This window comes from Rhodanobacter lycopersici, from assembly GCF_040812335.1.
Classification (GTDB): domain Bacteria; phylum Pseudomonadota; class Gammaproteobacteria; order Xanthomonadales; family Rhodanobacteraceae; genus Rhodanobacter_A; species Rhodanobacter_A lycopersici.
In genome coordinates, this window is sequence record NZ_JBFOHK010000007.1 from 23,366 (window position 1) to 36,141 (window position 12,776).

The 12,776-nt window shown below is 62.5% G+C and carries 5 protein-coding genes; 4 read left to right on the top strand and 1 reads right to left on the bottom strand.

The window, feature by feature from the left end:
* Positions 1-59 precede the first annotated feature (59 nt).
* The 4 genes from ABQJ54_RS18930 to ABQJ54_RS18945 all read left to right on the top strand — a co-directional run bounded on the left by ABQJ54_RS18930 (position 60) and on the right by ABQJ54_RS18945 (position 6,139).
* Positions 60-386 carry a hypothetical protein gene (locus ABQJ54_RS18930; protein WP_367855891.1) on the top strand — a complete coding sequence of 109 codons (327 nt, stop codon included), beginning with the start codon at positions 60-62 and terminating at the stop codon, positions 384-386.
* A gap of 573 nt (positions 387-959) precedes the next feature.
* Complete coding sequence (locus ABQJ54_RS18935; RefSeq protein ID WP_367855892.1) at positions 960-1,412, top strand: hypothetical protein; 453 nt, start codon at positions 960-962, stop codon at positions 1,410-1,412.
* A 1,181-nt stretch (positions 1,413-2,593) separates the two neighbouring features.
* On the top strand, positions 2,594-5,530 hold the full coding sequence (locus tag ABQJ54_RS18940) for a bifunctional diguanylate cyclase/phosphodiesterase (protein ID WP_367855893.1): 2,937 nt from the start codon (positions 2,594-2,596) through the stop codon (positions 5,528-5,530).
* A gap of 111 nt (positions 5,531-5,641) precedes the next feature.
* Positions 5,642-6,139 carry a hypothetical protein gene (locus tag ABQJ54_RS18945; RefSeq protein WP_367855894.1) on the top strand — a complete coding sequence of 166 codons (498 nt, stop codon included), beginning with the start codon at positions 5,642-5,644 and terminating at the stop codon, positions 6,137-6,139.
* A 101-nt stretch (positions 6,140-6,240) separates the two neighbouring features.
* On the opposite strand, the gene ABQJ54_RS18950 is transcribed toward ABQJ54_RS18945, so the two are convergent.
* Positions 6,241-12,630, bottom strand: coding sequence for an ESPR-type extended signal peptide-containing protein (locus tag ABQJ54_RS18950; RefSeq protein WP_367855895.1), 6,390 nt, complete (start codon positions 12,628-12,630; stop codon positions 6,241-6,243).
* Positions 12,631-12,776 lie beyond the last annotated feature (146 nt).

Here is a 12,776-nt window from a genome sequence, read left to right on the forward strand (position 1 = left end):
GTGCCCCTGTAATGACCCAATGAATCCCTGCTCAGTGCCACCGCACAGAGGGGCACACCATGAGCATCGTGATGGACGAAGAAATCAAGCGTCGTACGACTCGGCGGCGATGCGTCGGTTCGTGGGCGTCGGCCTTGGCCAGGCAAGGCGCGCCGGACGAAACGACGGCATGCAAGTATCGGTACCTTCATGGAGCAGCACGGCCCGGCCCGCTAGTTGTTCGCCACGGTGAGCGAGCACCTGAAGCGGCACAGCATGACGCCGTCACAAGGTACCACCGTGGACGCGACGATCATCGCGGCGCCACTCTCGACGAAGAACAAAACAAGACGCGCGCCGCCGCGATGCACCCCACGAAGAAGGGCCAGCAGCGGCATTCGGGATGAGGGCGCACATCGGTATGGATGACACGCGAACCTGGCGCATACCGCGGCGAGCACGGCGGCGAACGTGGCGGCCGCGACCTCGGCGACGACACGGGAACCAGTCGCACGGCACCTTCCTAGTGAGCACGGGATATTCGATTGAAACGGAATGTCGCACTGCACAGATCGGGGCACATCAACCACCACAGGAAAGAACATGTGCGCGGGACAAATCGTCGGATTGAACGTGCGAATGTACCCAAATACACGAGAGCCAATATCACGTTCACCAGCGAAATGGGCGCCATACGCACCGATGCCCCAAGCGATCAGGGTCGAATGAACTCTACGCCATCCATCGTGAGACGAAATGTCGCAACCGCGAGCTGCCTCACGCTCCATCCATCGAACATGGCGCTTTGGCACGAATATTGATTGCCACACCGGCAGCAGGCACAGAATCACACGAACCCCGTGCGGACTGAGCTGTCGTTCGCCGTATGGATGAGCCAAATGTGCCGATCATCAGAGCGGACAAATATCGAATTCAGAGACGCGGAAAATTCGACGTTCAAAAAGAGGTGCGCATTGGACATGGAGCTTATGTTGGCCTTGATGGGAAAAGATTCAACAAATCGCCAACTTACTCGCGCATGCGAGAGCGATCGCAAAAACGCCGTTCACCGCTCTATCTACAGGCTGATCTGCGTAGCCAACTTCGATCACTTCATCAATACGTACGACACGGCGTTCGCCCGGTCACTGATGTACGATATAAAAAGTCGGCTTAGACACCTAGAGATACATGAATTTGCCAACGTATCCATAGACAGTTGCAACGAACGGTTATATTTACGCGTATCTTTTACCGACGAATACAATATCGACGAGCACCTCTTCGATGAAATGATTGCGATGACCGTTTCATCGAGACCCTTTGTCATCAATGGCCAAGATGTTATTGCGGACATTGCCATACATCGCATCGAGCCACGTTTCGAAAGTATTCGTCCACCATATGTGGCACTCGAAAACATGGAGATATAAGAGTTCAAAGTCACGGAAAATAAAAGGACGCACTAGAAGCGCGACCTGAGCCGTGAATGTGCATCAAACAATGCCAGATGCCTCTCGCCCGGTCCACACGCTTTATGCCCAACAGGCACCTGGGGAGTAGAAATTTCAGCGTGGTGGCTGCGGCACTCGGACGATGTCATGCCGCCGAAAGTGTTGCGATGCTGATACTCGTTGCAGCCGACCTGGAGCCGCCACGCGGCATCGCAGCCGTCTGCGAGCCGCGCTGAAGTGCCTCATGCACGGCAGGCCCGGTTGAGGCGCTTGATGGAGGCGTCATCCCCGGACCGCTGGACAGGGTGTGTCGAATGACTACCCGCCCTGCTTGGCATCGAGCACTGCCTCATCAGGCCGCGCCGCCCACAGGCCGTTGGCGTGGTCGAACGTGTCATGGTCACATCAACGACAACGACGCCCTTGCCATCATCTGGCTCCGTTCGTGCAAGGATCTGCAACCGGCATTGGAATGCTGCGCCAGACTTCCACAACGGCTATCTGTTGCAACAGATCCTGAAGCAGTGATGTAAGGATCACCCCGGCTTCTTCAGCAAAAGAACTAAGTAATCAGCTGGATCTTGAAAACCGTGCTACCGAGCGCGCGGGTCTGCCTTGCCCCTCCTCCTTCGCCCGAATAATGACGTTCAGTCATTACTCTCCGATTGGCAAGCTTATTGCTTATACCGGACTGAGAACGCGAAGGCACTACCGTTGACAGCTGCCTGTGTATGCCCAGGCGTATTGGCCCACTGAGAGACAAGTCTTATGGAAAATATTCGGGAGTGCGTTATTGCAGGCGGCCCGCAGCATGGCCAAGTGCATCAAGTGCAGTGGAATGCAAGGGAGTGCTTCCCTGCAACCATCACCTCCCTGGATGGCCTGCCGTGTACGGCAGCAGCACGGAGGAATGGCGGTAATCGCTTCATCTTTCTCCACCCCCACGCCACAGGCGCGCAGTTTTTGACTCTACTGCAGTCATGGAATGACGGGGTGGAATGAAGTGTCGTATTCAGCCGTTCGTCGGCACGACACTTGGAGACAGGTACATGCGCGAATCCGACGGATGATTGCGTGAGTCCTGATGAAGGCATCCATCTGCCACCTGCCGCCGCCCAGCGCTCGCCTACATGCACGACTCTTGCCCATAGCTTCCTTCGATGACCGATTCCCTAGCATTCGAGGTCTCGTCCGACGAGTCGCCGCAGTCTTTATGGCTGAAGCAACTTGATATGACCACGACGCCCGGTGATCTAGAACACTTGGTCGTCGACTTCGTCAAGGGCTATGTCGAATGCGCGGAAGCAAAAGTGTTGTGGAACCTCGACGATAAGTTGCAGCAAGAGAACGAAGATCTGAAAGATTCATGGCTTGATGACGCCGTCGTTACCGGCACTACTAGACATGCCTCGACCCGTCATGAAGTGGTACTTCGCCTGTGTGAGAATCCCCGCCCAGTGCTGCTCCTGCTAACACTGCAGGATGGTTGCGATCCTGAGCCATTTATTACGGCGTTGCAGCCAATGCTTCATCTGGCAGGCAGCCATCTAGGCGCGTTGTTGAAGCAGATCGATATGAAACGATCGCCGCAATTACTTGAACGCTCCGGACACTTGCATCAAGCGCTCTTTGCCATCGCCGAGCTGGCGGCCTCCAGTCTGAGCGTGCCCGACATACTGCGGGACGTTCACACCGTCGTCCAGACACTGATGTATGCCGAAAATTTCTTCGTTGCACTGTACGATGACGGCGACAACACCGTCCGATATATCTATTACGTGGACAACGTGGATACAGCCAGTCCCACGAACGGTGACGAAATCCCTCTCACCGCCATTGAACATTCTCTTGCTTGGCATGTGATCAGCTCTGGAAAGTCTTTTCTAGGGACGACCGCAGAGGTGCGAGAGCAGCTATCCGAACCACATACCGTCATCGGGACCGACAGCATCGACTGGCTCGGCGTCCCGATGCGACAAGGTACGCAGGTACGCGGCGTCGTGGCGGTACAGAGCTATCGGATAGACAAGGGATTTTCGGAGGACGACCAGGCGCTACTGGAGCTTATCGGTGGCCATATCCTTGTCGCACTGGAGCGAAAACTGGCCAAGCAGGTTTTAGAGAAGCAGGTTTTGCTACGGACATTGGAATTGACCGAGACGGTGCATGAGCTGCAGCGGCAGGTCAACCAGCGAAAGCGCGCCGAGCTGTTTCAGACAGCTCTCTTCCAGATTACCCAGCTCGCGACGGCCGATATCGAGATTGGCGCGTTCTACCAACGTGTCCATGCCGCGATGGGGCTACTTCTGGAGGTCAAGAATTTCGCTATTGTGCTGGCCTCTTGGGATGGGATGAGCTTGAGACCCGTCTATGATGTGAACGAATTCGGGGAATCCTTGCCCTCAAAGTCGACGAGACGGGATCTGCATAGGCACGTGTTTATGCAAGGCAGGCCAATGACGGGTGATGCTGGAACCATACGGCAGCTTATCGAAGCAGGCGAGATTGGCGACTGGACTGGCAGCAGTGTGCCCAGCAGTTGGTTGGTAGTCCCGCTGGTCACCGGTGGAAAAACGCTTGGGCTGATTTCCCTGCTGAGCTACCGCGCGGCGATCACCTACACCGAGGCTGATCTGGATCTCTTGAACTTCGTCGCTTCCCAGATCGCTATCAGCCTCGACCGGCGACGGACCTCCGAATCCCTGCGTCGCCTCGTGCAGGAACGTACACGGGATCTGTGCCGGGAAATCCTGGGGAAGCAGCATGCCCAAGAGCAGCTAAGCCATCTGGTCATGCACGATGCACTCACCGACCTGCCCAATCGCCGCTGCCTGCATGATCGAGTCTGTCGCGTGCAGCAAGCCACCCTGCTTGAGCCCGACCGAAGTTATGCCTTGCTCTATCTGGATGTGGATCGCTTCAAGAGCATCAATGATAGTCGTGGGCATCTGGCTGGCGACGAGGTGCTGCGAGAGATGGCTGGTCGACTGGCCGGATGTATTCGCCAACCCAACTTGGTAGCCCGGTTGTCCGGTGACGAATTTGCTGTGCTGCTGGAAAATGTCGGAACTTCGGCAGAGGTGATGCAAATGGCCCAGCGGCTAATGGATGTCCTTGATGAACCACTGCAGATTGCAGGGCGGGAGCTCAAAGTATCGGCCAGCATGGGTATCGTGATTTGCGATGGCCATTATCGGACAGTGGATCAGGTGTTGCTTGATGCAGATCTCGCTCTATACCGCGCCAAGCGGCTTGGTCGCGGGCGTTTCGAACTTTTCAACGAGACCTTGGCCAAAGAGCTAATCAACAACCTGGTATTGGAAGACGATCTGCGTCACGCCCTGCAACAGAATCAGTTTGAGCCATACTTTCAGCCAATTTGCAGTCTTGAAAGCGGCCTAGTGGTTGGCTACGAGGCGCTCATACGGTGGCACCATCCTTCACGCGGGCTGCTGGAACCTTCGGAATTTCTCGAGGCCGCCAAGGACTGCAAGCTGATCGAGGATATTGACTGGAAAATGTTCGAACTCAGTTTCATGGCATTCGCACAGCATGCCCCGGAGGGCATCTACCTCACCATCAACGTCCCGGCCGTGCATCTGAACCGCGAGGATTTCGACACCAAGCTTGTTTCACTACTCGAACGCAATGGACTTCCCCCAGGGAGGATTGTCATGGAAATCACGGAAGATAGCGTACTGGACAATCCAGAATCGGCCCGACTCATGATGCTACGGTTACGCGACTATGGCATAGGTTCGGCACTTGATGATTTCGGCACTGGCTATTCATCTTTGCGTTATCTGCATACATTGCCTCTGTGCATGTTAAAGATCGACCGCAACTTTGTGAATGAACTTGAAAAATCCCCCGAGATCGACAGCTCGACCGTCGTGTCGGCTATTCTGGCTCTCGCCAAGACCCTGGGTATTGAGGTCATCGCCGAAGGGATTGAGACGCAAGAGCACCGCGACAAGCTGATTGCGATGGGATGCCGGTGGGGGCAAGGCTATTTGTTCGGCTACCCGGCTCCGATTTCGTACGGAACGTCGCTTCTCTCGGTATCGACAAATGCTTGCCCTTCTTCCGCGAGGTGAGCGTCCGTATGTATAAGATTGATGGTGATGACCTGAAACTGGCCACAGCAGGCGCTGCTCGAACGCTCTCGTTTGTTTCATCGTGCCAATACCGAATGTTGTGACTCATTCATGAGTGTCCATGTCATGGCCAGTACGATTCGCCAATTCAAAACCCAATGGGTGTTCGGCCACCTCACCACGGCATGGCGGCGTGAGATCATCGCGTTCTGGCTGCGGGAAGGGGCGTTGACCAGCCCGGACGAAGCATGGCGACGATCGTTTGAAGTGGCATGCGTGCTTCAGGATGGAGAACTCGGGAGCATCGCCGGCGTTTGTACCGTGGCGATCCACATCGATGGCGATGGCCGTTCATACGGCTTCGTACGCATGTTCATCGGTTCGGACAGCCGGCGAGTGGGCCTGAATGTCCAGTTGATGAAGCGCATGATCGAAGGCTTCGAGGCACTGGCGCATGAACCAGGCGGCCCTCGCCGCCTGGTCATGACCATCGAGAATCGCAAGCTCGAGCGACGTGCCGCGCAGGGCATTCTTGCCAGACTGGGCTTCGTGCATGACGGCATGGCACCCAGTGGCGAACTCATCATGCAGCGCACGCTCATCGCATAGCGTGTGCTGATCACTGCGGTGCCCTGACGGCGCCGGATCCCGGTGTGTCTTGGGCAGGCTCGATCGCCCCAGCTTTCGCTGGGGCGATCCGTGTTGCGAGCTTAGAATGCCTTGGCAAAGCCCACGCTCAGTGCGTTGTCGCTGAGATGGCTGGCGAACTGGCCCTGGTAATCCAGGTACAGGCTCCACGAGGCGCCCGCCTGTGCGGTGATACGCGCCCCCACCGTGGCCATGCCGCGACCCAGCGCAGCGCCCGGCAGCAGGAACATCGTGCCATCCTGGCTGCTCGCCTGCACCACCGGGTTGCTGCCACGCGTGTCGTAGCGATAGCCGACGTTGAACTGCGGCAGGTAGCGGATGCCTTGCGCCACGAACGCGTGGGAGAACGACACCTGCGCATACGGCTGCACGGTGGTGTACGTGCCAGACGCACCGTCCAGGGCGAACGCGCCGGCCAACGGGTTGCTGCCCGGTATCGTCTCGCTGAAGCTGCCGAGCGTCTGGTGCTGGTACAACGCGCCCACCGCCGGCGTCACCTGCCACTGTGCCGCGACGAGCGGCCACGCAGCCTGCACCGCCGCCGCCGTGGTGTTGCCGTCCGGGCCGGCCACGCCGTGGCCGATGCCGGTCTGGCGATACACCTGATAGCTGCTGTGCGTCTCGTCGAGCGTGCCCGACAGCACCACCGGACCGGCATCGGCATCGGCATACACACCGCCGTGCACGCTGTCGATGCTGCCGTTGCCACCGTTGCGGTCGTTGCCGTTGATGCGGTCGTAGCCCGCTTCCACGCCTAGGCGCACCCCCTCCGTCACGGCATGATCCAAGCCGCCCTGCAAGCCGAACACGCTGCTGTTGAGGCCGTTGCTGCCCGTCAGCGCATCGCTGCTGCCGCTGTACTGCATCCACAGGTCACTGTGGCAGAACGACGCCACCGTGTTGGCGTGCGCGGCGTCCGTGCCGTTGCAAGCCGCATCGCCCGAACGCAGCGTGGCACCGAGCACGGTGGCCAGGGATTGCTGCCCGACCAGGTTCTGGCTGCGCATCAGGTTGGCGTATAGCGCGCTGTCGTGCGGCGCGACCACCGCCGGGCCAAGCACCAGATCCGCCTCCGTCGCGCTGTAGCTCAGCGCCGGATCGTTGATCGTCGGCACCGCACCGCTGGACGTGGTGGTGGCGAACTGGCCCGTCAACGCATGGGCCTTCACCAGCGCGTAGGTCCCCGCGTCGTACGTACCCGGGGCGTAGATGAGGTTCAGCGCACCGGCCAGACTGGCGTTGCCGTTCACCACCAGCGCCGACGCCTGCGTCGGCGTCACGTCGATCTGCAACGCCCCATCCGCGTTCTGCGTGTAGGTGCCGTTGATGGTCAGCACACCGACCGAACCGCCCGGCCACACCATGCCGTCACTGGTCACGTCGCCACTGATGGTGCCGTGGCCGCGCAGCGTGCCGCCTGCATCGACCGTCACGTCGCCCTGCAGTGACGCGGTGGTGTGCGAAACGTCACCCACTTCCAGCGTGCCCGACTGCACGGTGGTGCCGCCGGTGTAGGTGTTCACGCCGTCGAGGATCACCGTGCCGCTGCCTGCCTGCGTGAAGCTGCCGCTGCCGCCGATCGGGCCGCTGAGGGTAACGTTGCCGGCGCTGGCGATCTGCAACGTGCCGGCATGGATGGTCGTGGCGCCGGTGTAGCTGTTGTTACCGGTAAGCGTGAGCGTGCCGCTGCCGTCCTTGGTCAGTGAGCCGTCGCCGCTGATCACGCCGTTGTACACATCGTTGGTCGACTGATCGAACGTGAGGTTGGCGCTGCCGCCGCTGACCGGCGCGAACGTCACGTTGCCGACGATGCTGGTGCTGGTGCCCACCAGCGTGCCGTCGGTGATCGTCCACGATTGGCTTGTGTTGCCGGTGCCGCTCAGCGTCCAGGTACTGGTGCCGATCTTGGCGAACTGGTTGAAGCCCTGGATCGCCGCACCGCTACCCACCGCACCGACCTGGTCCAGGTTAAAGGTGGCATTGGTGCTGCCGCCGAGCGCGAATGTATCGCCACCATGGGTGCTACCGCTGGTGCTGACGACATTGCCGGTAAACACGTAGCCGGCTTCGACCACCAGCGTGTTGCCGCCGCCGGAGAGATCCACCGCGTCGGCCTGTACGCCGCCGGCGATGGTGCCCGCGTTGACGATGGTCGACCCGCCGGTCGATACCACGCCCGCGCCACCGGCACCGCCGGCCCCGGCCACACCGCTGGCGCCGTCGTTGGAGTTATCGCCCGCCGCACCGCCCGCACCGCCGCTGCCGCCGTATACGGTGCCGGTGTTGACAAGAGTGAACTGGGAACCGCTGACACCCGCACCGCCCGCGCCACCGGCGCCGCCATTGCCGCCCGCCCCTGAGACTCCATACGACATCCCGCCATTACCGCCCGCGCCACCGTTACCGCCGGCGATGGTGCCAGCATTGCTCAAGGTGAACCCGATGCCGCTGACGCCCGTACCGCCATTCCCCCCGTTACCACCGCTCCCCCCCACGCCCGAAGCTAGATTGGCCGTGCCACCGGCACCGCCCTGGCCGCCGGCACCGCCGGCAATGGTGCCGGTACTGGCATTGGTGGCGGTAAAGACCGAGCCGCTGACACCAGCACCACCCATACCGCCATCGCCGCCCCCGCCGGAGAGGCCGGTCGTGCCATACGTATCGTTCGCGCCGGCGCCGCCTTCCTGGCCCATGGCGCCAGAGCCACCGTAACCACCGTAACCGCCATAAACGCCCCCGCTGTTGGTGAGCGCAAAGCCGTTGCCGGTGACGCCCGCACCGCCTGCGCCACCCACACCACCGTTGCCGCCGTTGCCGCCATTGCCCGGGGTACCCGAGGCTGCATAGGACCGCCCGCCCCGGCCACCATAGGCGCCCTGGCCACCAACGCCGCCCGCGCCACCGGCGATATAGCTGGAGCCGTCGTTGACGACGATGGCGTTGGTCGCACTGCTACCGCCGACCGCGACCCCCGCACCGCCGGCGCCGCCAGCGCCACCCGCCACGCCCACGGCACCGTTTCCAGCGACGCCGCTGTAAGTAATGCCGCCCACGTAGGCACCGTAGGACGGGCCCGCGCCACCATTGCCACCATTGCCACCGCCACCGCCGACGATCCCCCCAGCGTTGGTCAGGGTGAACTGGCTACCCTCCACACCGTTGCCGCCTGCACCACCCGCGCCACCAACGCCCATCGCACCGGCATGCCCTGCAGTGCCCGCATACGAGTAACCGCCCGTCCCGCCCACGCCACCCCAGCCACCATCGCCACCGGTACCGCCCTCAATGAGTTGGTTGTTGGTGAGGACGAAGTTGCTGCCGGTGACGCCTGCGCCACCTGCACCACCTTGACCGCCCGCGAGACCGGCTCCGCCGATGCCGCCATTCGTAGTGGCCGACGAGTTGGCGCCGTAGCCGGCATAACCGCCATTGCCGCCCGCGCCACCGGTGCCGCCAACCAGACCACCACTCCATTGACCGTTGAGCGTCACGCCGTTGTTGGTCAACGTGAAATAGCTGCCGCTCACCGCTGCGCCGCCCGCGCCACCGGCACCACCGGCACCACCGGCACCGCCGTTGCCGCTAGTGCCCACGTTGCCGTTATCCGTGCCGCCGCCCGCACCGGCTACGTCACCATTACCGGCATAGCCGCCATTGCCGCCCTGACCGCCGGCAACCAGCCCATCATTGGTCAAGGTAAAGTGGGTGCCCTCGACACCACTGCCACCCGCACCACCCGCACCACCCGCACCATTGTTGCCGCCATTGCCGCCGTTGCCATAGCCGTAGCGGCCGGCATACCCCTCGCCACCGTTGCCGCCATGGCCACCCGAGCCGCCGTAGATCCAACCGGCGTTGGCAAGGCTGAAGTTGGTACCGCTCACGCCCGCACCACCGGTGCCGCCGTCGCCGCCCGCACCACCACTGCCGCCGGCGCCGCCCGTGACAGAGGGCCGAGGCGGCTCCCTCCAGCCGTTGCCATACTCGCCGTTGCCGCCGCTGCCGCCGTTGCCTCCCGCAATCGAACCGTTATTCGTAAGGGTGAAGGACGTACCGCTCACGCCAGCACCGCCAGCGCCGCCAGCGCCACCCATGCCGCCGTTGCCGCCCGCGCCATCACTGGTGACGGCACTGCTGGATGGCGAATACCCAAAGCTGCCGTCGCCGCCATATCCGCCGTCGCCGCCCTGGCCGCCCTGGCCGCCCGTGATGATGCCGACGTTGTTCGTAAGGATGAAGGATGCACCGCTCACGCCGGCGCCGCCGGCGCCACCGCTGCCGCCCGCGCCACCGCTGCCGCCTGCACCACCGTTCATGACGGCGATGTCGAATTCCGCGCCGGCGCCGCCACCGTAGCCGCCATATCCGCCATGACCGCCAGCGCCGCCCTGGCCGCCCGTGATGCTGCCGTTGCTCGTAAGGGTGAAGGATGCACCGCTTACACCCACACCGCCTGCGCCACCGTTGCCGCCCATACCACCAGTACCACCCGCACCACCATTGAGGGTGTAACCGGAGGATGGAATCACCACTAAACCGCCCTGGCCGCCATACCCGCCCAGGCCGCCAGCGCCGCCCTGGCCACCCGTGATGCTTGCGTTGTTGACCAGCGTGTTCGTATAGGTGGCATAGACACCCGCGCCACCCTGGCCGCCGATGCCACCCACCCCGCCCATGCCACCATTGCCCCCGGTCAGGCTGCCACCTGACATGGGCGCCATCACATTGCTGTTGGACGCGAGCATGGGTGGGGGTGGGATGTTCTCGTACATGCCGCCGGCACCGCCGACACCGCCCGCTCCACCCTGACCGCCTTGGCCACCCGTAATGCTGCCGGCATTGGTGAGTGTCATGCCCGACCCGGTCACCGCCGCACCACCCGCACCACCCGCACCACCGACGCCGCCATTGGCACCTGGCCCCAGCGTCGCGTAGCTGTCCGGCCCGGAGATGGCAGCGCTACCGCCGTAACCACCAAGCCCACCCGCACCACCGGCGCCGCCGGTGATCTGGCCCTGGTTGTTCACGGTGACACCCGCGCCACTGACCGCAGCACCGCCGGCGTAACCGGCGCCTCCCACGCCACCCGCGGTAGGTGATGTGCCGGACGAACCATAGGTACCCGGGCCGCCATGGGCGCCAGCCGTGCCAGTCACCGATACGTTCGCGGCCGCCGTCAGGGTAGTGCCCGAGGCCATACCAAAGCCGCCGGTAAAGCTGCTGCCCGCACCGGCCAGATCCAGCTCGCCACCCTGTACGGACCATGCCTCGCTGACGTTTACGGTGCCGTCGAGCGTCCAGGTGCCCGAACCGGTCTTCTCATAAGCATTGAAGCCCTGGTATTGCGTGCCGCTACCGAGTTCGCCGATTGAACCGCTGAGCGTGCCGGCACCATCCAGGTCCAACGTGTCGCCGCCGTTGGTCGTACCGCTGCTGCTGACGACATTACCGATAATGACCGAGCCGGATTGCAGAATCAGCAGGTTGCCGCCGTTGGACAGATCGATCGCATCGGCCTGCCCGTCGTTGCCACCCGCGATGCTGCCGCTGTTGGTGATGGTGGCGTTGCCTGCTGCGATGACACCCACGCCACCATTGCCACCACCGTTGCCACCATTGCCACCGGTGATCGCGCCCGCGTTGTTGAGCACAAAACCGGCGCCGACGACGCCCGCACCCCCATCGCCGCCCGCAGCGTCAGGGCTGCCGATGCCACCCGCGCCTCCATTGCCACCGGCAATCGTGGTCCCCGCACCCATGGTCAAGTTCGCGCCGGCTGACGCATAAACACCCGCGCCACCACCGCCACCGCCACCGCCACCACCGCTCCCGCCACCGATGCCGATGCTGCCATCAGCGCCTTTACCACCGTTGCCGCCAATGATGGTGCCGATGGTCAACGAGTACGCACCGTTGGCGACCAGTCCCGCACCGCCGCCACCGCCACCGCCACCGCCAGTACCGTCCGGCAAGTTGGCATATTTGCCACCGCCACCGCCGCCGCCGTTGCCATGGTTGCCCTGCGAACCGCCCGCACCGCCGCCGGCCATAGGCCAGATGACGCTATCAACGACAGTGCCACCACCGATGCCGCCACTGCCCTGCGCCCCTTGGCCGTTGGAGCCGGAACCGCTGGAGCCACCAGAACCACCACCATTCGCATACGTGCCCGACGTCACTGCGCCCGCACCGCCTATAGCGCCAATTGCGTCTCCACCACTAACGCCGCACACCGACGTCGCGCCCGGCGTGCAGGTCTGCGCCATGGCAGGCATGGCGACGGCCGCCAAGGCCACGCTTACCGCCATCGCCAGCAGGCGCTGTGTCTGCCCCGGTTTCGAGGGCGCGTCAGCCCCCCCGACCACGGCGCCTTTGGGTGCGGCCACCAGTTCCGATGCCACCTGCATGATGCCGAGCGTGCGATTGAAAACGAGGCGATAGATGCGATTCACGGGTAGGCCCCCCTGTGGCCTGCTAGCAGGCTGTTGAGAAGCGCCGTCGCATACCGCTTCTGATAGCTTCGATCTATGCGTAGCTTTCTCCGCAGTGCCGATCGGACAGGATTTTCGGCGCTGCGGACGCACGTCTCCCGTCGTCG

What these genes read in the sequence shown, in the direction of transcription:
- ABQJ54_RS18930 (WP_367855891.1), top strand. Translation starts at nt 60, where the DNA reads ATGAGCATCGTGATGGACGAAGAAATCAAGCGTCGTACGACTCGGCGG.
- ABQJ54_RS18935 (WP_367855892.1), top strand. Translation starts at nt 960, where the DNA reads ATGGAGCTTATGTTGGCCTTGATGGGAAAAGATTCAACAAATCGCCAA.
- ABQJ54_RS18940 (WP_367855893.1), top strand. Translation starts at nt 2,594, where the DNA reads ATGACCGATTCCCTAGCATTCGAGGTCTCGTCCGACGAGTCGCCGCAG.
- ABQJ54_RS18945 (WP_367855894.1), top strand. Translation starts at nt 5,642, where the DNA reads ATGAGTGTCCATGTCATGGCCAGTACGATTCGCCAATTCAAAACCCAA.